20 protein-coding genes and 2 tRNA genes are annotated in these 23,839 nt (G+C 59.1%); 15 read left to right on the top strand and 7 right to left on the bottom strand.

The genetic code is table 11. The features are described from left to right. Window positions 1–43: 43 nt before the first annotated feature. Window positions 44–1,159: an alanine dehydrogenase gene (gene ald / locus P2W41_RS08555; RefSeq protein ID WP_404934855.1), complete on the bottom strand. Its 1,116-nt coding sequence runs from the start codon at window positions 1,157–1,159 to the stop codon at window positions 44–46. A 151-nt stretch (window positions 1,160–1,310) separates the two neighbouring features. On the opposite strand from ald, the gene P2W41_RS08560 reads away from it, so the two are divergent. After that, a complete protein-coding gene (locus tag P2W41_RS08560) occupies window positions 1,311–1,784 on the top strand; it encodes an Lrp/AsnC family transcriptional regulator (protein WP_292896173.1) in 474 nt (157 codons plus the stop codon). Window positions 1,785–1,797: 13 nt separating this feature from the next. On the opposite strand, the gene P2W41_RS08565 is transcribed toward P2W41_RS08560, so the two are convergent. Beyond that, window positions 1,798–2,448: a 5-formyltetrahydrofolate cyclo-ligase gene (locus P2W41_RS08565; RefSeq protein ID WP_404934856.1), complete on the bottom strand. Its 651-nt coding sequence runs from the start codon at window positions 2,446–2,448 to the stop codon at window positions 1,798–1,800. A 210-nt stretch (window positions 2,449–2,658) separates the two neighbouring features. Here P2W41_RS08565 and P2W41_RS08570 point away from each other — a divergent pair, with 210 nt between their 5' ends. Beyond that, a complete protein-coding gene (locus tag P2W41_RS08570) occupies window positions 2,659–4,641 on the top strand; it encodes a bifunctional 2',3'-cyclic-nucleotide 2'-phosphodiesterase/3'-nucleotidase (RefSeq protein ID WP_404934857.1) in 1,983 nt (660 codons plus the stop codon). Between the two features lie 168 nt (window positions 4,642–4,809). Then, on the top strand, window positions 4,810–5,106 hold the full coding sequence (locus P2W41_RS08575) for a Dabb family protein (RefSeq protein ID WP_292896167.1): 297 nt from the start codon (window positions 4,810–4,812) through the stop codon (window positions 5,104–5,106). Between the two features lie 9 nt (window positions 5,107–5,115). Here the strand turns inward: P2W41_RS08575 and P2W41_RS08580 are convergent, their stop codons facing one another. The 4 genes from P2W41_RS08580 to P2W41_RS08595 all read right to left on the bottom strand — a co-directional run bounded on the left by P2W41_RS08580 (window position 5,116) and on the right by P2W41_RS08595 (window position 8,829). Next, on the bottom strand, window positions 5,116–6,564 hold the full coding sequence (locus P2W41_RS08580; protein WP_404934858.1) for a cryptochrome/photolyase family protein: 1,449 nt from the start codon (window positions 6,562–6,564) through the stop codon (window positions 5,116–5,118). Window positions 6,565–6,587: 23 nt separating this feature from the next. Beyond that, complete coding sequence (locus P2W41_RS08585; protein WP_292896164.1) at window positions 6,588–6,830, bottom strand: hypothetical protein; 243 nt, start codon at window positions 6,828–6,830, stop codon at window positions 6,588–6,590. 145 nt (window positions 6,831–6,975) lie between these two features. Then, entirely contained in the window at window positions 6,976–8,478 is a 1,503-nt protein-coding gene (locus P2W41_RS08590; RefSeq protein WP_404934859.1) for a CHAD domain-containing protein, read from the bottom strand. 276 nt (window positions 8,479–8,754) lie between these two features. Further along, window positions 8,755–8,829: transfer RNA gene (locus P2W41_RS08595), tRNA-Asn, on the bottom strand. 246 nt (window positions 8,830–9,075) lie between these two features. On the opposite strand from P2W41_RS08595, the gene P2W41_RS08600 reads away from it, so the two are divergent. Together P2W41_RS08600 and P2W41_RS08605 are read left to right on the top strand one after the other, a co-directional pair. Further along, the gene (locus tag P2W41_RS08600; RefSeq protein WP_404934951.1) at window positions 9,076–9,306 is read left to right on the top strand and encodes a hypothetical protein; all 231 of its coding nucleotides are present in this window, start codon (window positions 9,076–9,078) and stop codon (window positions 9,304–9,306) included. Between the two features lie 118 nt (window positions 9,307–9,424). Further along, window positions 9,425–9,498, top strand: a tRNA-Cys gene (locus P2W41_RS08605). A gap of 85 nt (window positions 9,499–9,583) precedes the next feature. Here the strand turns inward: P2W41_RS08605 and P2W41_RS08610 are convergent. Further along, window positions 9,584–10,318: a hypothetical protein gene (locus P2W41_RS08610; protein ID WP_404934860.1), complete on the bottom strand. Its 735-nt coding sequence runs from the start codon at window positions 10,316–10,318 to the stop codon at window positions 9,584–9,586. A 90-nt stretch (window positions 10,319–10,408) separates the two neighbouring features. On the opposite strand from P2W41_RS08610, the gene P2W41_RS08615 reads away from it, so the two are divergent. From P2W41_RS08615 to P2W41_RS08660, 10 genes are all read left to right on the top strand, one after another. After that, window positions 10,409–10,591 (top strand): hypothetical protein, encoded by a 183-nt coding sequence (locus P2W41_RS08615; RefSeq protein WP_404934861.1) that lies wholly within the window; start codon window positions 10,409–10,411, stop codon window positions 10,589–10,591. Between the two features lie 290 nt (window positions 10,592–10,881). Further along, complete coding sequence (locus P2W41_RS08620; protein WP_404934862.1) at window positions 10,882–11,817, top strand: pirin family protein; 936 nt, start codon at window positions 10,882–10,884, stop codon at window positions 11,815–11,817. Window positions 11,818–12,038: 221 nt separating this feature from the next. Continuing rightward, window positions 12,039–12,713: a protein-L-isoaspartate O-methyltransferase gene (locus tag P2W41_RS08625; protein WP_292896154.1), complete on the top strand. Its 675-nt coding sequence runs from the start codon at window positions 12,039–12,041 to the stop codon at window positions 12,711–12,713. A gap of 206 nt (window positions 12,714–12,919) precedes the next feature. Beyond that, complete coding sequence (locus tag P2W41_RS08630) at window positions 12,920–14,284, top strand: TolC family outer membrane protein (RefSeq protein WP_292896152.1); 1,365 nt, start codon at window positions 12,920–12,922, stop codon at window positions 14,282–14,284. Window positions 14,285–14,538: 254 nt separating this feature from the next. Further along, window positions 14,539–15,333, top strand: a complete 795-nt coding sequence (locus P2W41_RS08635) for a PopZ family protein (RefSeq protein WP_292896150.1) — start codon at window positions 14,539–14,541, stop codon at window positions 15,331–15,333. A 186-nt stretch (window positions 15,334–15,519) separates the two neighbouring features. Next, window positions 15,520–18,372, top strand: coding sequence for a valine--tRNA ligase (locus P2W41_RS08640; protein ID WP_404934863.1), 2,853 nt, complete (start codon window positions 15,520–15,522; stop codon window positions 18,370–18,372). Between the two features lie 407 nt (window positions 18,373–18,779). Further along, on the top strand, window positions 18,780–19,886 hold the full coding sequence (locus tag P2W41_RS08645) for an outer membrane protein transport protein (protein ID WP_292896146.1): 1,107 nt from the start codon (window positions 18,780–18,782) through the stop codon (window positions 19,884–19,886). A 263-nt stretch (window positions 19,887–20,149) separates the two neighbouring features. Next, on the top strand, window positions 20,150–21,082 hold the full coding sequence (locus P2W41_RS08650; protein ID WP_404934864.1) for a TerC family protein: 933 nt from the start codon (window positions 20,150–20,152) through the stop codon (window positions 21,080–21,082). A 241-nt stretch (window positions 21,083–21,323) separates the two neighbouring features. Beyond that, window positions 21,324–23,048 carry a dihydroxy-acid dehydratase gene (gene ilvD, locus P2W41_RS08655; RefSeq protein WP_292896142.1) on the top strand — a complete coding sequence of 575 codons (1,725 nt, stop codon included), beginning with the start codon at window positions 21,324–21,326 and terminating at the stop codon, window positions 23,046–23,048. Next, window positions 23,035–23,838 (top strand): tetratricopeptide repeat protein, encoded by an 804-nt coding sequence (locus P2W41_RS08660; RefSeq protein ID WP_292896140.1) that lies wholly within the window; start codon window positions 23,035–23,037, stop codon window positions 23,836–23,838. Before ilvD ends, P2W41_RS08660 begins: the two co-directional genes overlap by 14 nt. Window position 23,839: the final 1 nt, after the last annotated feature.

Consider the following 23,839-nt stretch of genomic DNA (forward strand, 5'->3'; position numbering starts at 1 on the left):
CCGCCGTTTCCGGCGGGCCGCGCTGGAGGCAAGGTACTCGCGTTCAGGCGGCAAGGGCGGATTTCGGCTCTGCCATTTCGTAGCCGAGCGCTTCGGCAACCGCCTGGTTGGTGATGCGGCCCTTATGGACGTTGAGGCCGTTGCGCAGGTTCTGATCGTCGACCAGAGCCTTGAGCCCCTTGTCGGCAAGCTGAAGGCCATAATGCAGAGTGGCGTTGTTCAGCGCGTGCGCAGAGGTGACGGGAACGGCACCCGGCATGTTGGCCACGCAATAGTGGATGATGCCGTCGACCTCATAGGTCGGATCGGAATGCGTGGTGGCATGGGAGGTTTCAAAGCAGCCGCCCTGATCGATGGCGACGTCGACCAGCACGGCGCCCTTCTTCATGCCGGACAGCATTTCGCGGGTGACAAGCTTGGGCGCTGCAGCGCCCGGAATGAGGACGGCACCGACAATGACATCGGAAGAGAAGCACTCCTCCTCAAGGGCCTCGACAGTGGAGTATCGCGTATGGACACGGCCGTTGAAGATGTCATCCAGTTCGCGCAGGCGGGGGATGGAGCGGTCGATGATCGTGACATCTGCGCCCAGACCAACTGCCATCTTTGCCGCATTGAGGCCGACAACGCCGCCACCGATAATGGCGACCTTGCCGGGAAGGACACCGGGAACACCGCCAAGCAGCACGCCGCGTCCACCATTGGCCTTCTGCAGCGCTGTCGCGCCGGCCTGTATGGCAAGACGGCCTGCGACTTCTGACATGGGAGCAAGAAGAGGGAGGCCGCCGCGCGTATCGGTGACGGTTTCGTAGGCAATCGCGGTGACGCCGGAATCGATCAGGCCGCGGGTCTGATCGGGATCCGGAGCCAGATGGAGATATGTGTAGAGGATCTGGTCTTCACGCAGCTGCACCCATTCGGAGGGCTGCGGTTCCTTGACTTTGACGATCATATCCGATCTGGAAAAGACCTCCTCCGCCGACCGGGCGATGGTGGCGCCTGCTACGCGATAGGCATTGTCGTCAGCGCCGATGCCCGCACCCGCGCCAGTTTCCACGAGCACATCGTGCCCGTGCGCCACATATTCACGCACCGAACCTGGCGTCAGGCCGACGCGATATTCGTGATTCTTGATCTCTTTCGGGCAGCCGACGCGCATTGGCGTTCCTCCGGGCATTGTGGCGATTTTCCTGGCTCATTGAATGAGACCACAAAAACCACGGAACGTCTTTGCGAAGTTGTTTGCGTTTTTCTGGATTTTTTGCTATTTTTTGCGCAAAATTACAAAGTTCCGGGAGGAAATTCGAATAATGGCCTTGGATAGGATTGATATCGCCATTCTGGAGGTCCTGCAGAAGGACGGACGAATTTCCAATTCCGCGCTCGCGGAGAAGGTGGGGCTTTCGCAATCGGCCTGTTCGCGCCGCCTCGATAATCTGGAAAAGAGCGGCGTCATCAGGGGATACCATGCCCGGCTTTCAAATGCAGCCCTTGGCCATGGTGTCACGGTCATCGTCCATATTTCGCTTTCCGGTCAATTTGAACGCACACTCAGCGAATTCGAGGCGGCGGTGCAGCGATGCCCGAATGTGGTGTCCTGTCATCTCATGTCCGGCGAGTACGACTATATTCTGCGGATCGCGGCGCGTGACCTGCAGGACTATGAGCGGGTTCACAAGGAGTGGCTTACAGGCATGCCCCACGTGATCAAGATCAACTCCGCGTTTGCGCTGCGCGAAATTGTCGACCGAACCGGGGTCGGGCTGAAACCGCAGATGGCGTGACGCTGGGGCGGGTTCAGCCGGCAGTGACGATATGATCCATCGGGATGTCATGCGGCTGCGGGTAGATCGTGGACAATTCTGCGAAGTCATATCCGATGCCGATGAGAAGCGGTCTTTTTGGCAGAGTGGCGATGGTCCGATCATAAAATCCGCCGCCATAGCCCAGTCGGTGACCGGATGCATCGAAACCGACCAGCGGCGAGACTATGATGTCGGGAATGTTCTCCTCGTCGACTACCGGAACAGGTATGTTCCAGACCCCGCGTTCAAGCCGGTCTCCCGGACAATAGGGGCGAAAGACGAGGGGAGCGGCTTTCTGGATGACGACCGGCAGGGCTGTCGTGGCACCGCGATCATGGAGAGTGGCAAGCCATGGGCGCAGGTCCGGTTCGCCCCGAAACGGCCAGTAAAGCCCAACCACGCGGCCTGATGGATCACCGATCAGAGTGTCGAGCTTTCGCGCGATGATGTCCGCAAGGCGGATGCGCTCGGCGACCGGGACTGCGAGGCGCTCGGCGATCAGGCGGTCGCGCGTGGCCCGGCGCCATCGGCGGACCTCGGGCCAGGCTTCTTCATGTGATGTATCGGCCCCGTCTGCCAGTTCGTGCATGAAGCAGGGTGGAGACGCATAGGGTTTGCTGCTTTTGTCCGCTTCATCGCTCATCGGCATTTCTCCTCGGTGATTATCGGGGCGGCTGCGATGAAGCTGCAGCAGCTTCTGCCAGGATGCTGTTCAGAATACGACGGGAGGGCCTCGTCGAACGGTACGGGTCGTGTGTCACGCGGGCGTCATCAGATTTTGCTGGAACTCTCGAAGCGACGGCGCAATCATGCTCCTTCGCCGGTTCTTTTCAAAGGCCCAGGAGAGACGATCATGATGTCCGCATCCGCATCCGCATCCATGTCCCGCCGTTCGTTCTTGGCAGGCTCTGCTGCCGCAGGTTCTCTGGTGCTGATGCACCCTTTTTCGGCCAGGGCTTCGGTGAACCAGGCGCATTTGCGCATCATGGAAACCACGGATCTGCACGTCCACGTCCTTCCTTACGATTACTATGCCGACAAGCCCAATGACACGATGGGGCTCGCCCGCACGGCCTCCATCATCGATGCGATCCGGGCGGAGGCCACGAATTCCATACTCGTCGACAATGGCGATTTCCTCCAGGGCAATCCCATGGGGGACTATATCGCCTATGAGCGCGGCATGCGTGAAGGTGACGTTCACCCGGTGATCAAGGGCATGAACACGCTGGGCTACGATTGTTCGACGCTGGGCAATCACGAATTCAATTACGGGCTCGATTTCATGTTCAAGGTGCTTGCGGGGGCCAATTTTCCCTTCGTCTGCGCCAATTTGACCAAAGGGGACCTCGCGGCAAACGGACGCGACGATGACCTGTTCCTGAAACCTTACGTGATCCTTGACCGGATGGTGAAGGATGGTAGCAGAAAGGAACTCCCCATTCGTGTCGGCCTGATCGGCTTTGTGCCTCCGCAGATCATGAGCTGGGATTCCAAACATCTGACCGGCAAGGCGATGACGCGGGACATTGTGCGAGCAGCGGAAGCCTGGGTGCCGCAGATGCGCGAGGAGGGCGCCGATATCGTGGTGGCGCTGTCGCATTCCGGTGTCGGCCCGGCACAGTATGCGGAAAACCTCGAGAACGCCTCGCTGCTTCTTGCCGGCGTTGAGGGTATCGACGCCATCGTGACCGGCCATAGCCATCTCGACTTTCCCGGTCCGAAGTTTGAGGGGATCGAAGGCGTGGACAATGCCAGGGGCACGATCGGCGGCAAACCGGCCGTGATGGGTGGCTTCTGGGGGTCGCATCTGGGGCTCATTGACCTGCTTCTGGAGCGGGACGGGCAGAGCTGGGTGGTGGTGAATGCGACTTCCGAAGCGCGCCCGATCTTCAAGCGGGTGGAACGTCAGACCGAGCCTCTTGTCGAAAGCAAAGCGGAAGTTGAAGTGGCTGTGCGTGAAGACCACGAAGCGACGCTGAAGTATGTGCGTACGGCTGTCGGCAAGACATCCGCGCCCCTGCATTCCTACTTCGCGCTGGTGGCCGACGACCCATCCGTGCAGATCGTGAGCCAGGCGCAGATCTGGTACATCACCGACATGCTGAAGGACGGTGAATACAGGGATTTGCCCGTGTTGTCGGCAGCAGCGCCCTTCAAGGCCGGCGGTCGCGGCGGCCCGGATTATTACACGGACGTGCCGGCTGGCGATGTGGCGATCAAGAACGTCGCCGATCTTTATCTTTATCCCAACACGGTGCAGGCGGTTCTGGTGTCGGGTGCGGATGTGAAGGACTGGCTGGAGATGTCCGCCGGAATTTTCAACCAGGTGGAACCTGGCAAGGCAGACCAGCCGCTGCTCGATCCATCTTTCCCTTCCTACAATTTCGACGTGATCGATGGCGTGACCTATCGGATCGACCTGTCGCAGCCGCCGAAATACTCATCCAAGGGAGAGCTCCTGAACGCGGATGCGAGCCGTATCGTGGACTTGCAGTTCAATGGCGAGGCGATTGACCCGGCTCAGAAATTCATCGTAGCGACTAACAATTATCGTGCAGGCGGTGGCGGCAACTTCCCCGGTATCGGTCCTGACAAGGTGGTCTTTGCTGCCCCTGACACGAACCGTGATGTGATTGTGCGCTATATTGTGGAGCAGGGGACGATCAACCCGACGGCTGATGCCAACTGGGCCTTCAAACAACTACCGCACACATCAGTCCTGTTCGAGACAGGGCCCAAAGGAGCGGAGTTCGTTTCGAGCATCAAAGGTGTAGCAATTGAATCCGCCGGCGAAGGGCAGGAGGGTTTTGCCCTCTATCGCATTACGCTCTAGGCAATGGAGTTCCTGAAAGGCCGGGCTTTGCGCTCGGCCTTTTTTCTTTCCGGAACAGCCCTTTGCTCGATGACTTTGAGAATTTGAATCCACTCCTGCGGCGTGACGATGCATTGACATTCGGGCCCTGCAGCGCGATTTGCGGACACGATTTCAGGAGGCAGGCCCGTGATTCGACACATCGTTTTCTTCAGTGCCAAAGATGAGGCGGATGTGGGCCGCATTGCGGAGGGGCTTGGTATGCTGGCCGACATTCCGCATTCGGATTTTTTTGAAGTCGGTCTCAACCGCAAGGTCGATCAGATCGGCACCGAGGTGGATGTCATTGTTTACGCGGAATTCCGCGACGAAGCAGCGCTCGCCGCTTACAAGGCTCATCCGACCTACCAGGCATGCACTGCAAAAGTGCGGCCTCTTCGGGAGATGCGCGTCGCGGCGGATTTCGTTTCCAGAAAGTCCGGCTGACAGGGGTGCTCAGCCTGCATTCCTGACTGATTTATACGCGACGAGCGCGCGTTCGCGGGCTGCCCTATGGTCGACCATCGGGCGTGGGTAGGTTTTGCCGAGTTCTATCTCAGCCTTCTCAAGAGCGCTTTGAGGAGCTTTCCATGGCTGATGCAAATGTTTGTCGGGGAGGGCGGCGAGTTCGGGCACGTATCGGCGCGCGAATTTTCCCACCGGGTCGAATTTTTCTCCCTGCAGAACGGGATTGAAGATGCGGAAGAACGGTGCAGCATCGGCACCGGACCCTGCCACCCACTGCCAGTTGGCCGGGTTGGAGGCGGGGTCGGCATCAACAAGTGTGTCCCAGAACCATTCCTCGCCTTTGCGCCAATGGATGCCCAGATGTTTTACGAGGAATGAAGCGACAACCATCCTCGCCCGGTTGTGCATCCAGCCGGTCTGCCAAAGCTGGCGCATGGCCGCATCGACAACGGGGTAACCCGTTTCGCCGCGCTGCCAGCTTTGCAGCGCATTCTGGTCGTCTCGCCAGGGAAAGGCGTCGAAATTACGGTTGAAGTTTTCTGTGGCAAGTTTCGGGTTGTGGAACAGGAGGTGCCAGCAGAATTCGCGCCAGCCGATCTCCCTGCGAAACGTCTGCAGATCCTCCTCGCCGATCTCGCTTTCACCTTCCAATGCCTGCCAGATCTGAAATGGGGTGATCTCACCATGCGCAAGATGCGGTGAGAGACCGGAGGTGCCAGTTTCGGCCATGAGGTCGCGACGGGATCTGTAGTTCTCGCCGGTGCCGTTGATGAAGTCCGCCAGTCTTTCGCGCGCGCCAGCCTCGCCTGGCGTCCAGCTTTCCTGCAGGCCTTTCGACCAATCGGGCTTCTTTGGAAGAAGGTTCCAGTCTTCAAGTGCGTCGCCCGGCAAATCATCCCTGTAGGGCGTGATCATTTCGGGTGCGTCGGCCGGTGGGCGCGGGTGTATGGATTCCATCATGGAACGCCAGAAAGGCGTGAAGACCCGGTAGGGGCCTCCAGATCCGGTCTTCAAACGCCAGGGCTCGTGAAGCAGGTGCCCGGAGAAACTGTCCGTTTCGATCCCGCGCTCTTTGAGAGTGGCTTTCAACAGAGTGTCGGTTGCCATGCCTGCGGGGTCGTAACGCCGATTCCAGTAAACGGCGCCTGCATGGGTTTCCTCGGCCAGCGAAATGGCGATCTCGACCATGGGGCCGGCACGCAGAACCAGGTGCAGGCCAAGCTTTCCGAGCTCTTCCCTCAACGCCGCAAGGCTGTGGTGAAGCCACCAGCGGCGCGCGCCGCCGAGTGTTCGAGCGCCTTCGCTTGTCTCGTCGAGAACAAAGGCGGCGACAACCGGACGCCCTGTTCCCGCGGCGGCGCAAAGGGCAAGATTATCGCTGAGGCGCAAATCATGCCGGAACAGGAGCAGCACCGGACGCTCATCATCGGGGACCATGCACTCTCCCATGCACATGAGGATCAATCATCGTTTGTGGCGTTGAGTTGTTCGGGGCGCAAGCCCTCACGGCCACCTTCCTGCGTCTTTAGAAGCCCTTTCGAAAGAGCCCATGTTCTGAGTGCTGTGAGGAGCGCCTGCTCACGGGTCATCCCGGCGCCCTCCATGGCGCTGAAGCGGTCGAGGGCCGCAACGATGTCGTTTGGAAGCGCGCGCGATAAAGTGGCCAGCGAGGTATGAGGCCGTGTGTCAGGTTGCTGTTTCATGGTTCCCGCCCGAATCTGGTGTGTTCACATACAATCGGTGCGGTTTAAAAACGTTCCGTCGATCTCAGGCAGCTCACGCATCCGTGTTCGGGTCGTGCACAGGGACGGGCGTGTTCGAGGGACAGCATTCAGCAAGAGTGCCGACCTACGGCTGGGAATGCTGCCAGAACGGGCGGAACGCCTGCAATCGCTTCCAGTCTTCGATCGTGGCGGGCCAATCATAGACGCTGCGTGTTTCACAGGCTCCCAACAGGCGGCCGATGGCGCGTTGCGCGGACGGGTCGTTGATGGAGGAGAGTGGCGGCCTGCAGAGAATCAACTGGGTCACGGCTGCGTCGTTCAGACTGCCAAACATCGTTTGCAGCGTTTTCAGCCGGCTCGATAACCGCTTCACATCGGCAGGCGCGTAGAGGGGGCCGAGGAACTCTATCGCATAGCGGAGCTTTTTCAGCGCCTTGCGCAACGCGTGTTTCTGATCCGTGGCGAAGCTCTCGATCCCTTCAGCGCGGGTGAGGAGGTGGTTCCACCGTTTTTCCAGTTTCTCATCTGCCAGATCTTTGAGTTTTCGGTTGGGTTTTGCCGGTGTGCGAAGACCTGTCTGGATCAATTCGGAGAGACCAAGCAAAAAGACGTTCACGCGCTCTGTAGACAGCGTATGCCGGAGATCGGCACGAACCTTACGGGCGTGCCACTCTAGTGTGCTCAAAACGAGGTTTGCGCCGGGTTCCCGGTGAATTCTGGCATAGAAAGGGCGGGCGACATCGTTGAGGACGACGTCAAGATCGCGCAAGCGCCCGACCTCGTGGCCCAACCAGCGTGCCTCATTTGCAAACTGGATAACAATGGAGGGTTCGATCACCCTGTTGAACAGGGAAAGCGCGCTGCGCAGCCTCCGAAGGCCAATGCGCAATTGATGTGGGCCTTCCATATCCTCGGTGTTCCGGACAGCCTCGATGTTTGCTGAAATCTGCGCCAGACATTCCTGCAGCATGTCCTCGGCTGCTTCGCCAATGCTGCTCTTTCGGGTAATCGGCACGCGAACTGCCTTGCGGGGCACGGCAGGGGGCTCAATGTAACCGTGTTTGGCCAGGAGAACACTGCGTGCCGCCTTGGAGAAGCGGGAAAACCTCAGGGCGCCATCCGGCAGTATCATGCGTGCGCCTCTGTAGAGGCCGGTTGGGTGTCCCTCGATCAACTCGATCTCGAGCTCATGGAGAGGGGCGCTGCGTCCTGCTGCCTTCACGGCGCCGCTGTCTAAAGCGATTTCGGCTTTTGTACCGTCGTCGAGATGAAGGTCGACCTGCGTGCGGCGTATGCGGGTTTCAGCAACCGTTTGGAGTTGGGTGTTCTTAACGAGCCGTGTGATGCGATCCCGGACTTCCTCGTTTTCGATTGCATCGATGGAAACCACGCCCGCAGGAACCATCCGCTCGATTTCGGTGACCCTGGACAGACCGCCTTTGATGGAGCCGTCGAGCTTGATCGTTTGCAGCCATTGCGTGCCCGTGCACCGAAGACGCAGCGTAATTCCATTTTCGCGCAGAGCACCTTCCGACGTGTCGAAATAGAGGCTGTGCAGATGCCGTGTGCCGCGTATCCTGCGTGTTGCGGTAGGTAGTCGCTCGATGCGCGCGAGAGTGTCGGGCACTTGCTGTTTCTCCAGCAAAAGCTTCAACTCGATTTCTGGCAAGAAAGATCCCCGCAAATTCCGCAGTGCGAGCACGCTCGGCTACGGTTTATACTAGACCGGATCCATACAGGATGAAACGTTCTTGCGGCGCAAACCATTCGCGCTGGCCCGGGTTTCGTGAGGAGTTGCAAGGATCAGGTGGTGACAATTAGCACGCAAAGGCGGCAAACCGCCAGCGAACGCAGTCCGGCCGAAAGGCGGCTGGCACAATATCGGACGGCTCTTGATAAAGAATGGCTCCCCGGGCCGGATTCGAACCAGCGACCAACCGGTTAACAGCCGGTTGCTCTACCACTGAGCTACCGGGGAATGCCTGTGCTCGTGCGAGTGAGCGTGCCTATAGCAAACCAAATTCAGCTTTGCAAAGCGCCAATTGTGATTTTCGCGGTTTTTTTCAGGTCGCCCCTCCCATTGAGGGATTTCGCAACGCATATGGAAGGTCCGGCATTGGCATGGAAGATATTGGTGGGCCGCCAAGGGGCGATGGTACGACGCATGGTGCAGCGAAACACAGATACGGCGGCGGGGAAGAACGGACGCCCTTCGGTCTCTCTCATGGGCAAGCGGATTCCCATCCCCCGGTCACGGCTCGCCCGAATCGGGGGAGGCTGCATGCTGGTGGTGCTCGGGCTGTTCGGATTTCTGCCAGTGCTTGGCTTCTGGATGATTCCACTTGGCCTGCTCATACTATCCTATGACATCGCATCGGTACGCCGCCAAAGGCGCAAAGCCACCGTGTGGTGGAACAGGCGGAGAGAAGGAAGGCAGCGCTCGCGTGGCGGGTGACCGGATTGCGACAGTGGAAACGAGCTGTCTCCCCGGTTATTTTCGTGGCAATCACATTTGCCCGCTTGACGAGGAATTGGACGCAACCTATTGAACAGCCCGGTGCCGCTTGCGGCATGGCCTCGTGGCGGAGTGGTTACGCAGAGGACTGCAAATCCTTGCACCCCGGTTCGATTCCGGGCGAGGCCTCCAATTCTTCTTTCCATCCAGTATTCTCAGCACGTTGGACGGCGGCGAACCGCGCTTTTCCGTGACGCGGGGATGAGGCATTCTCGGCCTATTTGCGGCTCCAGCATCTGATCTGCACATCCGAAAGTCTGCAGCCCTCATATTGCTTCTCGATCACCCAGCGGCCACGGCTTACCGTGAAGGACGACCAGTAGTATCCCTTGAAGAGAAAGCCGAGGTTCAGAAGTTGGGCCATCGGACGCACCTCCTTCGAGGCTTCGATCCGGGCGTCAAGCCTGTATCGGCAATAGAACGGTCCGTTCTTGGTCGACAGACATCTGTCCAGATCGAGCGCGTGGATCTTCAGCTTCGCATCTTTTAGAATCAAGGCATTGGCTAGCTGCAGGCGAAACTGAAGATTTCGGTATTCGGCCGCTTCGATCTGCCGTGCGCTCGGGCCGCGCAACAGATCTATCCTGCCCGCATCCGCGTAGCGCTCTTCCTGTGGGTCGGGAGGGGCTTTCGCAGGCTCCCAGGGGATGACGGCGTGGTCTTCGTGGAGCGTGCCAGGCTCAACAGACACATGCAGTTTGGCGAGGCTGCCTGACGCCCGTCGCCCCGCAATGTAGAAAGGGAACTTGACGGGAACCATGGCGCGCGGGCAGTGCCTGCCACCCGGTTGAGCCTGGGGACGGAAAAAACGATCCCTGGGATGGACGCAGTATGAGTAGGGGCCTCGAGAAAGCGGATATTGCCCGCCGGCCCGGAAATCGGGATTGAACGGAACGGCGCCAAGGCGCCCCTTCTTGTCTATATAGGCCACCAGAACCGACATTCTGTCCATTTTCGGAGCTTCGCGCTTCCAGCATTTGCGCGATGTCAGCTGCGTCCATCCGCCGACAGCCCTGTAAGGCGAATTGAGGGACGATTCCGCGTGAGCGACGAAAACCGTCTGTTCGCCCGAATTGCAAACCTCAAGGTCAAGGGCGGTAACCGGCGCGATCAGCATCAGCTGAAACAAAATTGCAAAAGACAGGTATGCTTTCATCTCGTTCTGCCCAAGCCTTGCTCTGCAAGGGAAAACGGTGCCGGATATCGCTGCGAACGCAATTCATGAATTCGACTTACCGGGATACCCCTGCCGGATAAATGGGCGGCTTCCTCATCTGCGCGATGCGTCGGGGCGCAAGCGCTCCAGCACAGGACTGTCGACAGAATGCGGATTTTGGCCGGAACGCGATCAGCCAGCAGGAAGAAGCTCCAGGCAGGAGATGAACGCGCGGTCCAACCTGCGGAACGCTCAGGCCTGCGGATGGAGACAGACTGTCAATATGGCTGACGTTCCCGGCCACGGACCATGATGATAGACTTTCTCAAAATCAGATGTTTGCCACGAAGGATGTTGTTATGAGCTGGAATCCCGCTCTCACGCCGGGCTGTCCGAATGATATCGAGGCCGATTCCATCGAAACGCTGATCGTTCCGCGGGCGCGTGACATTGGCGGCTTCGAGGTGCGTCGGGCGCTGCCTGCACCGAGGCGGCAGATGGTGGGACCGTTCATCTTCTTCGATCAGGCGGGCCCGGCGGAGTTTCTGACCGGTCAGGGGATCGATGTCCGGCCCCATCCTCATATCGGGCTGGCAACCGTGACCTATCTCTTTCGTGGCGATTTCCATCATCGCGATAGTATCGGCTCAGATCAGATCATTCATCCCGGCGCGTTAAACTGGATGGTGGCCGGGCGGGGCGTTTCTCACTCGGAACGCACTAGTGCCGCTTCACGGCAGGGGCCACACAGCCTATTTGGCATTCAGACCTGGGTGGCGTTGCCGGAGGCAATGGAGGATGCAGAGCCTGTTTTCGAACACCACGGGAAGAAGGCGCTTCCCCAGATCGACGACGATGGCGTGCGTCTGAGGCTCATTCTGGGGAGCGCCTATGGCCAGACGGCACCCGCGACGGTCTATACCGACACGTTCTATGCCGATGTAAAACTGGACGCCGGCGCGCGTTTTCCACTGCCGGACGATCATGAGGATCGGGGCGTTTACGTCATCGAGGGGGAAATCTCTGTGGCGGGGCAGGTTTTTGAAGCAGGACGCATGATGGTTTTCCGGCCAGGTGATCCCATTACGGTGGGGGCAGGAGCGAAAGGCGCGCGTCTGATGGTGCTTGGTGGTGCCACAATGAGCGGACCGCGATACATCTGGTGGAATTTCGTCGCCTCCTCACAAGAGCGCATAGAAGCGGCCAAGGACGACTGGCGCAGGGCAGACTGGGGCGCGGGGCTTTTCGACCTGCCACACGGAGACGACCAGGAATTCGTTGCGCTGCCCGGCTGAGCGGTGAAGCGTCGCATGCCTGCGGTCCCTTGCAACATGGCCAGACCTTTCCGCTTGCGCCGGAAGCTCTTTCGGCAGGTGTCAGTGGTCCACGACTGGCTGCCGCAGAGCGATTGACAGGGGCGGCGGCAGCCGTTAGCAAACCCTTCAAATCGTTGTTTTCGCCGAAGCGGGAAACCTCTCCTGCACATCGCGCGAGAACAGGCTTCGGGATCTGACGCATGACAATCGATTTCTCCCAGCAGCGCGCCAATATGGTGGAAGGGCAGTTGCGGACGTCCGATGTGACGAGCAACGCACTTTTGACAGCGATGGGTGAGATTCCGCGTGAGGCCTTTGTGCCGGGACGCAAGAAAGCACTCGCCTATATTGACGAGGATATCGAAATCGCTTCGGCTGCCGAGGGGAACGGCGCCCGTTATCTGATGGAGCCTGCGGCTTTCGGCAAGCTTGTTCAGCTTGCTGACGTGCAGTCCAGCGACGTGGTTCTCGATGTCGGCTCGGGCACGGGCTATTCTGCAGCCGTGCTATCGCGCCTCGCGAGCTTTGTTGTCGCGCTGGAAAGCGACGAGGCGCTCGCGGGGATGGCGACCGAGGCGCTCAGCGATCTCGGATGCGTCAATGTTGCCGTCGTGGGCGGTGCCTTGCAGGGTGGATATGCAGACGATGCACCCTATGACGTGATCGTCATAGGAGGGGCCGTTGACCGTGTTCCGCAGAGCCTTCTGGATCAATTGCGCGATGGGGGACGTCTCGTTGCAGTGATCGGTGAAGGAAACGCGGCGCAGGCGCATCTTTTCGTGAAGGACGACGGCATCGTTTCGAGCCGTCCGGCCTTCAATCTCGCAATCAGGCCGCTGCCCGGGTTCCAGGAGGAGCCGGCATTCATTTTTTGAGGTGAGACTTGTTGCTTTCCTGCAACGGAATTGATCAAGGGATTGATGTAACATCTATTTAAAGAGCGCCTGATTTGGGGGTGGGGGACTTGCTGTTATCGGTGTCTCCCGGGCGTGGACACCGGTCGAAAGACCGGAACACATAAGTCGGGGTGGTGGTGTCCTGAAAGACGCGGCTGCCGATAACAGTCCGAGGTTGACAGATCGTGCCTTTTTATCGTCGTTTCCTTATCCCCCTTGTGGCCTCATCCGCGTTGATTGCGACGCCAGTCACCGTTTCCGCCGAGACCATTCTGGGTGCTCTGGCAAAGGCTTACGAAAACAACTCCACCCTCAATGCGGAACGTGCAGGCGTTCGAATCACGGATGAAGATGTCGCCATCGCGAAATCCGGCATGCGGCCGCGTGTCCAGGGTACGGCTTCGCTCGCTCTGACCCACAATGACGGCACCGACATTCGCACCGGTGAATTCGGTATCTCGCTTACGCAGCCGATTTTCGATGGTTTTCAGACGCGCAACAATGTGGAAGCTGCCGAGGCGTCCGTGCGGGCGGCCAATGAGGCCTTGAGAAATCAGGAACTCGACACGCTTTTCAACGCTGCCAGCGCCTATATGGATGTGATTCGTGATCGCCAGATCGCGGCGTTAAGGGCGCAGAATCTCGAATTTCTGGAAGAGCAGGTCCGTTCGGCCCGCTCGCGCTTCGACGTGGGTGAGGGGACCCGGACCGACGTTGCACAGGCCCAGGCCCGGCGGCAGGCCGCTCTGGCTCAGCTCAGTGCGGCACGTGCGGCGGTCACATCCAGTTCGGCTGTTTATCGCCAGCTTATCGGCGATGCGCCCAAGGACCTGAAAGCGGCCGGACCTCTGACGAATTTGCTGCCGAAGAATTTGGACAGCGCGCTTGCGCTTGGCCTCGCAGAGCACCCGGTCATCAAGGCGCGTCAACACCAGATCGACACCGCGTCTTTCCGTGTAAAATCTTCCGAAGGTGCTTTCCTTCCACAGCTTTCCGGCTCGGTTGGGCTGTCACACAGTTATCGGGATACCTCGCCAGGCCTCTCGAGCGATGGATCGAGCGACAGTGCACGCATCGGGCTGAACCTGACTGTGCCGATTTACCAGGGCGGTCAGGCCTCTGCTCAAGTACGCAAAAACAAGGAAACGCTTGGCCAGGCGCGCATCAATCTTGATGTCAGTCGCGACCAGGTTCGCGCGGCCGTCGTGTCGGCATGGAGCCAGTATCAGGCGGCGCGGGAATCGCTCGCGGCCAATCGTGAACTGGTGCAGGCCGCACAATTGGCACTCAATGGCGTGATCGAAGAGCGCAATGTGGGGCAGCGTACCACGCTCGATGTCTTGAACGCGCAGGCGGATGTGATTGATGCAAAGATCAATCAAGTGAACGCGGAGCGCGACATCGTGGTTGCCAGCTTTGCGATTCTGTCGGCGACCGGCCGGCTTTCCGCCAGCCGGCTCGGGCTTCAGGTCAGCGAGTATCGCCCCGAAGAGCACTACCAGGCAGTCAAGGACAAATGGTACGGCCTGCGTACCCCAGATGGTCGCTGAGAGCTGCCTGTTACGCCTCGGGTGTTGCTCACCTCTTTCAAAAATTGAGCCTTGATGGGATGCCGGTCTCCGTTGAGCCCGGCATTCTTGTGTGCAACCCGAAACTGCATGGGGACGGGGATTCTCATGGGGCTGACCGTGCGTTACGCTGGTCCATATGATTCGACCGTCTGTTCCGGCGCCCGGATAGATCTGAAATCTTCGTTCCGGGCAGGCAGGTGAGGCGGACGCAGTTGGAGGCGGCAAGTTTTACGATGTCACAGGGTTTTGGGGCGCAGAAGATGGAAGCTGCAGTCGAGGCGCTGACTTCCAACGGGAGTCAACGTGAGCCCTCCATGGAGGAGATACTCGCCTCGATTCGGCGCATTATCGAGGATAATGACGCTCCCTCAGCAAAATCTTCCGAAAAAGCGGTTCCCGAGCCTGTTGCTGCGAGCGAAGCTTTGACACAGCGGAACGAGGCCCATGGCCGGGGCGATGCACCGAGCCGGCAGCCGAGCCCGGATCGCGAAGAAGCTTCGCCCGTCCAGCCGGTCAGGCATGACGAAGCGCCGAGCGCTGACACGTCGGGTGACGTTGAAACCTTCAAGTCGGAGCTGCGGGAGACGTCAGTTTCGGAGGCAGCCTCTGATGCCGAGGCCCCGGGAGCGCATGTCGCAGGTTCATCCTCATCGTATGCCTCGACAGTCGATCGCGGGCTGATGCAGCGGATCGCCGAGGTTGACGCTGTACCGAATGCGCCAGCTTCCGTTGAGAGCGCTGGTCGCGTCGAGAATAAAGCGCATGAGAATGAACCGCGCCTGCCGGCTGCTGCCGAGCGGGCTGATGAAGCGAAGCAAGGCATTCTCTCAGAATATACCGGCCGCAAGGTCGCTGCGGCGTTCGGAGAGTTGAACGAAGCCTTTGAAGCCAGCCGCCGGCGCAATTTCGACCAGATGGCCGAAGAAATGCTGAGACCGATGTTGCAGGACTGGCTCGACAACAATCTGCCGACCATTGTCGAACGTCTCGTGCGCGAGGAGATCGAGCGGATTGCGCGTGGCGGATAGACCGCACCGCCTGCCGGTTGACTTGACCTGACCCTTCGGCTTTACACCGTTCTGTGAAGAGACCAGATTGCTGGTCTGTCGCTTTGCTGTCTTTTGATGGGTGGCGAGGTGATCGTTTGTTGATTCCACGCAGTTCCGGAGGGGCCTTTTCCATGTTTCCGGGATTGCTCTAGCGCGGAAACCCTTATGCTTGAGAAGACTTACGACGCGGCAAGCGTCGAGCCGAAAATCGCCGCTCGCTGGGAAGAGGCCGATGCCTTCAAGGCCGGAGCCGGCGCGGAAGCGGGTGCGGAATCCTTCACCATTGTCATTCCGCCACCGAATGTGACCGGCTCGCTGCATATGGGCCATGCTCTCAACAACACGTTGCAGGACATCATGGTGCGTTTCGAACGCATGCGCGGCAAGGACGTTCTATGGCAGCCAGGCATGGACCATGCGGGCATCGCCACTCAGATGGTGGTTGAGCGTCAGCTCATGGAAAAGCAGCAGCACCGCCGCGACCTGGGGCGGGAAAAATTCGTCGACAAAGTCTGGGAATGGAAGGCTGAGTCCGGCGGCGCAATCATGAACCAGCTCAAGCGGCTGGGGGCCTCCTGCGACTGGTCGCGTGAACGCTTCACCATGGACGAGGGACTTTCAAAGGCCGTGGTCGAGGTCTTCGTTTCGCTCTACAAGCAGGAACTCATCTATAAGGACAAACGTCTCGTAAACTGGGACCCGAAGCTCCTGACGGCGATTTCGGATCTCGAGGTCGAGCAGGTCGAGACCAACGGCAACCTTTGGCATTTCCGCTATCCGCTGGCTGATGGGCTGACCTATGAACATCCCTACAAGCTGGACGATGAAGGCAACCGGGTCACCTGGCGGCCCTCCGACGGCCAGCCGGATGGCTATGAGACGCGGGACTATGTGGTGGTTGCCACGACCCGCCCGGAAACCATGCTGGGCGATTCCGGTGTTGCGGTGCATCCTGAGGATCCACGCTACAGGGAACTGGTGGGAAAGAATGTGCTGTTGCCACTGGTTGGACGGCGCATCCCGATCGTCGCCGACGATTATCCGGATCCGGAAGCGGGCACCGGCGCGGTGAAAATGACGCCTGCGCACGATTTCAACGACTTCGAGGTCGGCAAGCGCCATGATCTGGCACAGATCAACATCATGGCGACCGACGCCACGCTCACCCTTAAAGGCAATGAAGCTTTTCTCGAAGGGCTGGAAGGTGCGGACGCGCCGCTCGCGCGCACGATCGCCGAACTGGATGGTATCGATCGCTTCGAGGCGCGCGAGAAGATTGTCGCAATGATGGAGGAGGCGGGGCTTCTGGAGAAGGTCGAGCCCCACAAGCATACGGTGCCACACGGCGACCGCGGCGGAGTGCCGATCGAACCATTCCTCACCGATCAGTGGTATGTGGACGCGAAGACCCTGGCGAAAACGGCCATTGCTTCCGTTCGCGAGGGCCGTACCAAATTCGTGCCAAAGACCTGGGAGAAGACCTATTTCGAGTGGATGGAGAATATCCAGCCATGGTGCGTTTCCCGCCAGCTCTGGTGGGGCCATCAGATTCCCGCGTGGTATGGACCGGATGGGCAGGTCTTCGTCGAGAAGGACGAAGAAACCGCGCTTGAAGCTGCAATCCAGCACTATATCTCGCATGAAGGGCCCTGGAAGGCCTGGGTTGAGGAGAAGCTGGAGAATTTCAAGCCCGGCGAAATTCTCACCCGTGACGAGGATGTGCTCGACACCTGGTTCTCATCTGCTCTGTGGCCTTTTTCCACGCTGGGCTGGCCGGACAAGACGCCTGAGCTGGCACGATACTACCCGACCTCGGTTCTGGTGACAGGCTTCGACATCATCTTCTTCTGGGTCGCCCGGATGATGATGATGGGCATGCACTTCATGGAGGAGGAGCCGTTCCACACGGTCTATGTCCACGCGCTGGTGCGGGATAAGAACGGCGCCAAGATGTCGAAGTCGAAGGGCAATGTCATCGATCCGCTCGAGCTGATTGACGAGTATGGCGCCGATGCGTTGCGCTTCACGCTTGCAATCATGGCAGCGCAAGGTCGTGACGTGAAGCTGGACCCTGCGCGTGTGGCTGGTTATCGCAATTTCGGCACCAAGCTTTGGAATGCGACGCGTTTTGCCGAGATGAACGGTGTCAAGCGTGACGAGAACTTCCGCCCTGGCAATGCGAAGCTTGCCATCAATCGCTGGATCCTGACCGAGCTGACGAGGGCCGCCAGGGGAATTACCGAGAGCATCGAGGCCTACCGCTTCAACGAAGCGGCGGGGACAGCCTACCGGTTTGTCTGGAGCCTGTTCTGTGACTGGTATCTGGAGCTTCTGAAACCTGTTTTCGCAGGGGATGACGAGGCCGCCAAGGCCGAGGCCCGGGCCTGCGCGGCCTACGTGCTTGAAGAAACCTACAAGCTTCTTCATCCGATGATGCCGTTCATGACAGAGGAACTCTGGGCACATACGGGAGGGGACGCTGGCCGGGAGAGCGTTCTGGCGCTGACCCGTTGGCCGGCACCCGACTTTGAGGACGAGGATGCGGCAGCTGACATCAACTGGCTTGTGGACCTGGTGTCCGGCATCCGTTCGGTGCGCGCCGAAATGAACGTGCCGCCTTCCGCCACTGCACCGCTAGTGGCAGTCGATGCCGATGAGGCAACGCGCGCGCGCATTGCACGGCACGATCCGGCAATTCGGCGGCTTGCACGCGTGGGAGAGCTTGGTTTTGCCGGTGAGGCGCCGAAGGGATCGGCGCAGATCGTGCTCGGCGACACCACGTTCTGCCTGCCGCTCGGTGACCTGATCGACCTGTCGGCGGAAGCTGCCCGGCTTGAAAAGGAGATCGCCAAGACCGCGGCGGAAATGCAGCGACTGGAAAAGAAGCTTGGCAACGAGAAGTTCGTTACGAATGCGCCGCAGGAAATCGTTGAGGCCGAGCGCGAGAAACTGGCTGAATTCGCCGATGCGAAGGCGCGGCTGGAAGTGGCGCTTGCCCGCGTGAACGAAGCGGGCTGATCGACCACTATTCCTGCGTTTGACATAGGCTCCCAAGCCGCGTTCGCCCTGTGCGGTGAGCGCGGCTTTCTCATTGCGCCGTATGATTCGTGATCGGGTGGCGAAGACGCGTGTCGGAGACGTTCCGCGCGACCGGTTTGTGACGGTTTCGCGAAATCTCCGGCGGGTGTTGCTATTGTGCAACTGGTGTCGAATTTGCGAATTCGTTGGAGCAAAATGTGTCGATTTCAGGGGAATTTTAAGGCCATCGCGGCTTTGCTGAGCCAAGGCGAGCAGGTTGTCACGCCAATATCCGATAGGCGTATTACGTTCACGTAAGCGTGAGGTGCGACAAGCTGTACAGTAACAATTGAGGTTCGGGATGGCGCTGCTATTCTTGAATGAGCAATTGGAGGAGAGGGGATCTCATGCGTTTGGTTCGCATTCTATCGGCTTCGACCGTTCTGGCTGCGGCTATTGGTTCAGCTCAGGCGGGCGGTTTTTCGCGTGGTACTGCTGACACCGACATCCTTTATGAGGATGGTAACTTTAACATGCGTGCAGGTGCGATCATCGTCGTTCCGACGCAGAAGTTTTCCAAGTCGACGAATCCGGCTCTTGTGGGTACGGATTATCTGGACACCTATGCCATTCCTTCCGGTGCTGTGAAGTTTAAGGTTTCAGACAATCTCTCATGCGCTGGCACCTATACGGATGTCTATGGTGCTGCCTCGACATACGCTTCGCCCTTCGGTCCGGCGGGCAAGCTGTCAGAGAAATTTACGGTTACCGAATTCGGGGCGACCTGTGCCGTGTTCATGAACATGGGGAAGGGGCGACTTGCCGTCCTGGGCGGGGCGTTTCTTGAAAAGTTCAACTATGACTTCCTCGGTGGCGCGGGTGCTCTTGACGTAGATCTCACGAGCAGTGCCGTGGGGTGGCGGGCCGGTGTCGCTTACGAAATACCGGACATCGCGTTTCGCACCGAGCTTATGTATCGTTCGGGCACGACGCATGATGCCACCGGCAGCGGCAATCTGATGATGGGACCGGGTGTAATCGTCCCGGTACCGGCTGCGGGAAATGGTGAACTTCCGCAAAGTGTGGAATTGAAAGTTCAATCCGGCATCGCACCTGGCTGGCTTGCCTTTGGTTCTGTCCGTTGGACTGACTGGTCTGTTAATGAAACGCTGAACCTCAATGTGACCGGCGTCGGCACCAGCCAGAACCAGTATTACTGGCGGGATGGCTGGACCGTCACCGGTGGTATTGGCCACGCGTTTACAGATAATGTGTCGGGCCTCGTCAGCCTTCAGTGGGACCGTGGCGTCTCGACCGGCTATGATTTCCGCACCGACAAATGGCTTTTGGCCGCCGGTGTCAGCATGAAGGATTCTCTTGGTGGGGAACTCCGCCTGGGCGGTGCTGTATCTTATCTGGCCAGCGCCGAGGCCACGAAGGGGATCGAAATCGGCAATGCCGTGGATTCAGGTTGGGCCGGCATCATATCGGCCAACTACAAGGTCAAATGGTAGGCCCCATTTATCGATATCGAGGGATTGATCCCATTTCCCCCAAGACCCGGCTTCGGCCGGGTCTTTTGGTCTCGGGAAGGAGAAGCGGTCTTCCAGCGGGATGAGCGGGCAGGCGGCGGCGGGTGACAAGACTTGTATTGTGACGGGTTTTGCCGCACATAAGAGCAGTCACCCGATCCGGGCCCCTCTGGCAGGCAAGGCGTTGCCTGTGATGTCGGATCGAACGACAACGCGCAAACGCGGCGCAAACCTCGTATCTCTCCATGACAATGCATGACTGGCTTTGGCCCGGTTTTCTGGCCTTCGTGGCCGTAGTCCTCTTTTTCGATCTCTTCGTTCTCCATCGGCGCGATCACGTCATAACGACGCGTGAAGCGATGAAGACAGTCGCCGGTTACGTCGCACTTGCCATGATTTTCGCCATGGGCGTGTTTTACTTCGGTGGCAAGGACCGGGGCGCGGAGTTTCTGACCGGATATCTGATCGAACAGGCGCTTTCCCTCGACAACATCTTCGTCATCGCGCTCATATTCACTTATTTCAAGGTACCTTCCGAGGCGCAGTATCGCGTGCTCTTCTACGGCATCCTGGGCGCGATCGTGATGCGTCTTTCGCTGATCGTTCCGGGCGTAAAGCTGGTTGATCAGTTTCTGGTCATCGGTATGGCGCTGGGGGCGCTTCTCGTCTTCTCCGGCTTCAAGATGATGACGTCCGACGAAGAGATGATCGACCCGGGGGAAAGCCGGATCGTGAAGCTCTTGATGAAAACCGGGCGTGTCACACAGGAATATGAAGGCTCCCGCTTTCTGACAAAGCGCAACGGCGTTCTTTTCATGACTCCGCTTTTCGTCGTGCTGGTTACGGTGGAATTCACGGATCTGATCTTTGCGGTCGATTCCATTCCGGCCGTTCTCGCCATCTCCAACGATCCCTTCATCGTCTTTTCGTCCAACGTGTTCGCGGTGATGGGATTGCGCGCGATGTTCTTCGTTCTCTCCGGCATGATGCGAACCTTCAAGCACCTCAAAACCGGACTCTCTCTGGTTTTGATGTTCATTGGCCTCAAAATGCTGGTTGCGCACTGGATCAAGATTCCCTCACCGCTGGCTCTCTCTGTCACGGTGCTTCTGATCGGAGGCTCGATCGTCGCCTCGATCATCGCGCGAAAGCGTGAGGAACAGGGAATGCAGTCGTGAATCTGCCATGACGGGCAGGGCGCTTTGTGCGCCCTGTTTCCACTGCTGACAGCCCCTGACTGTTGTGCACAGGGCAATGTGTTCATTTGGCAACAGTTTCTCAATAAGCATTCGGTTAAGAATGGGGTGGGACGAAACGCCAATTTCCCGCCATAAACCCGGCGCATCGAAAATGCTCGATGGCGCACGGGTCACAACCGACTGTTCAGGAGAAGTGCCGCGCGCTGCGGCTGGGGTAATTATGGACGCAAAAGCAATTTCGAAAGACAAACTTCCAAGCCGATACGTCACTGTTGGGCCGGCAAGGGCACCGCATCGCTCGTATCTCTATGCCATGGGGCTTTCGGAAGAAGAGATCGCCCAGCCGCTGGTAGGTGTTGCAACCTGCTGGAACGAGGCTGCGCCCTGCAACATTTCGCTGATGCGTCAGGCGCAGGTCGTCAAGAAGGGTGTGGCGGCTGCTCACGGCACACCGCGCGAATTCACTACCATAACGGTGACGGACGGCATCGCCATGGGACACCAGGGCATGAAGTCGTCACTCGTGTCGCGTGACGTCATTGCCGATTCCGTCGAGCTCACCATGCGCGGTCACTGCTACGATGCTCTGGTCGGCCTGGCAGGCTGCGACAAGTCGCTTCCCGGCATGATGATGGCGATGGTGCGGCTCAACGTGCCATCCGTGTTCATTTATGGCGGTTCGATCCTGCCCGGTACCTATCGCGGCCGGCAGATTACGGTTCAGGATGTGTTCGAGGCCGTCGGCCAGCACTCCGTGGGATCGATCTCCGACGAGGATCTGAGCGAGATCGAGCAGGCAGCATGCCCTTCGGCCGGTTCCTGCGGTGCGCAGTTCACGGCCAACACGATGGCAACGGTTGCCGAGGCGATTGGCCTGGCTCTGCCCTATTCCTGCGGCGCGCCTGCTCCTTATGAGATGCGTGACCGGTTCAATTATGCATCGGGTGAAAAGGTGATGGAGCTCATCGCCAAGCAGATTCGTCCGCGCGATATCGTGACCCGCAAGGCTCTGGAAAACGCGGCGGCCGTTGTTGCAGCCTCGGGCGGTTCGACCAACGCCGCGCTGCACTTGCCAGCGATTGCGCATGAAGCGGGTATCGAATTCACACTGTTCGATGTGGCGGAGATCTTCAAGAAGACGCCTTATATTGCCGACCTGAAGCCGGGCGGGAAATATGTTGCAAAGGACATGTTTGAAGCCGGCGGTATCCCGCTCCTCATGAAGACGCTGCTGGAACACGGATATCTGCACGGCGACTGCATGACCGTGACTGGCCGCACAATTGCCGAAAACATGGAGCATGTTCCGTGGAATGCAGATCAGGATGTGGTTCGTCCGGCGAACAATCCGATCACGAAGACCGGCGGTGTGGTTGGCCTTAAGGGCAATCTGGCGCCTGAAGGCGCGATCGTTAAGGTCGCAGGCATGAAGAACCTCACATTTTCGGGTCCGGCGCGTTGCTTCGATTCCGAGGAAGAGTGTTTCGCTGCCGTGACCGAGCGGAAGTACAAGGAAGGCGAAGTGCTGGTCATTCGCTACGAAGGCCCGAAGGGCGGACCGGGGATGCGCGAGATGCTCGCAACCACGGCAGCCCTCTACGGTCAGGGAATGGGCGACAAGGTTGCGCTCATCACCGATGGCCGGTTCTCGGGCGCGACCCGCGGGTTCTGCATCGGTCATGTTGGGCCGGAAGCGGCAGCATGCGGGCCAATCGGCCTCTTGAAGGATGGCGATGTCATCACCATCGATGCCGAGGCCGGCACGATTGACGTGGCGCTCAGCGATAAAGAACTCGCAGAGCGCGCAAAGGAATGGAAACCGCGCGAGACGGACTATCAGTCCGGCGCGATCTGGAAATATGCCCAGACGGTTGGACCGGCCCGTGATGGAGCTGTCACCCATCCGGGGGCAAAGAAAGAAACGCACTGTTATGCGGATATTTGAAGCAGGGAAAACAGCTGTTCTTGCCGGTCTGGTGGCGTCCTTTGCGGCGCTGCCGGGCACCGCTTATGCACTGGACGAGAACACTGTTATTCAGGAGCAGGAAAAGCGTAGCCCCTGGGCCGTGTTCCGCTTCGCTTTCTCTGCTTACAAGCGGGGCGACAAGGAAGAGGCCCTTGAAGCCTATCGCTATGCCGCCGAGAACGGTCAGGTCGGTGCGCGCTGGAAACTGGCCCGCATGTATGCCGAAGGTGACGGTGTCGCCCGCAACGATCGGGAAGCGTTCAAGTTTTTTTCTGCGGTGGCTCAACAGGATGTGCGACCGGGCAGTCCGGACGAGACCTATGTTTCGGACGCGCTTGTGGCGTTGGGCAAATATCTGAAAACGGGCATTCCCGATAGCCCGATCCGCGCCAATCCTCTTGCCGCGCAGGAGCATTTCATGCGGGCGGCTGCGACCTACCGGAATCCGGAGGCTCAGTACCAGGTTGGCCGAATGTTTCTGGACGGTGAGGGCGTGGCCCAGAGCGTGCAGCAGGCTGCACGCTGGTTCCAGCTCGCTGCCGAGAAGGGGCACTCGGGCGCACAGGCCATGCTCGGGCATATCCTGTTCGAAAGTGGCCGCGTGGTAAAAGGTCTGGCGATGATGACAGCGGCGCTGGACCGTGCCGCGCCGAACGATGTTGGCTGGATCAGGGCCATGCAGGAACAGGCTTTTGCTCTGGCTGGAGAATCAGACCGGCGCACTGCAATCGCGCTGGCGCATGATCTGCGCGAAAACGGCTTCGATTGAT

Source organism: Nitratireductor sp. L15S-10, from assembly GCF_045011005.1.
Classification (GTDB): domain Bacteria; phylum Pseudomonadota; class Alphaproteobacteria; order Rhizobiales; family Rhizobiaceae; genus Nitratireductor.

Bases quoted from the DNA above. Each gene is read 5' to 3' on its own strand.
- ald (WP_404934855.1), bottom strand. From the start codon at position 1,159: ATGCGCGTCGGCTGCCCGAAAGAGATCAAGAATCACGAATATCGCGTC.
- P2W41_RS08560 (WP_292896173.1), top strand. From the start codon at position 1,311: ATGGCCTTGGATAGGATTGATATCGCCATTCTGGAGGTCCTGCAGAAG.
- P2W41_RS08565 (WP_404934856.1), bottom strand. From the start codon at position 2,448: ATGAGCGATGAAGCGGACAAAAGCAGCAAACCCTATGCGTCTCCACCC.
- P2W41_RS08570 (WP_404934857.1), top strand. From the start codon at position 2,659: ATGATGTCCGCATCCGCATCCGCATCCATGTCCCGCCGTTCGTTCTTG.
- P2W41_RS08580 (WP_404934858.1), bottom strand. From the start codon at position 6,564: ATGGTCCCCGATGATGAGCGTCCGGTGCTGCTCCTGTTCCGGCATGAT.
- P2W41_RS08585 (WP_292896164.1), bottom strand. From the start codon at position 6,830: ATGAAACAGCAACCTGACACACGGCCTCATACCTCGCTGGCCACTTTA.
- P2W41_RS08600 (WP_404934951.1), top strand. From the start codon at position 9,076: ATGGGCAAGCGGATTCCCATCCCCCGGTCACGGCTCGCCCGAATCGGG.
- P2W41_RS08610 (WP_404934860.1), bottom strand. From the start codon at position 10,318: ATGGACAGAATGTCGGTTCTGGTGGCCTATATAGACAAGAAGGGGCGC.
- P2W41_RS08620 (WP_404934862.1), top strand. From the start codon at position 10,882: ATGAGCTGGAATCCCGCTCTCACGCCGGGCTGTCCGAATGATATCGAG.
- P2W41_RS08625 (WP_292896154.1), top strand. From the start codon at position 12,039: ATGACAATCGATTTCTCCCAGCAGCGCGCCAATATGGTGGAAGGGCAG.
- P2W41_RS08635 (WP_292896150.1), top strand. From the start codon at position 14,539: ATGTCACAGGGTTTTGGGGCGCAGAAGATGGAAGCTGCAGTCGAGGCG.
- P2W41_RS08640 (WP_404934863.1), top strand. From the start codon at position 15,520: ATGCTTGAGAAGACTTACGACGCGGCAAGCGTCGAGCCGAAAATCGCC.
- P2W41_RS08645 (WP_292896146.1), top strand. From the start codon at position 18,780: ATGCGTTTGGTTCGCATTCTATCGGCTTCGACCGTTCTGGCTGCGGCT.
- P2W41_RS08650 (WP_404934864.1), top strand. From the start codon at position 20,150: ATGACAATGCATGACTGGCTTTGGCCCGGTTTTCTGGCCTTCGTGGCC.
- ilvD (WP_292896142.1), top strand. From the start codon at position 21,324: ATGGACGCAAAAGCAATTTCGAAAGACAAACTTCCAAGCCGATACGTC.
- P2W41_RS08660 (WP_292896140.1), top strand. From the start codon at position 23,035: ATGCGGATATTTGAAGCAGGGAAAACAGCTGTTCTTGCCGGTCTGGTG.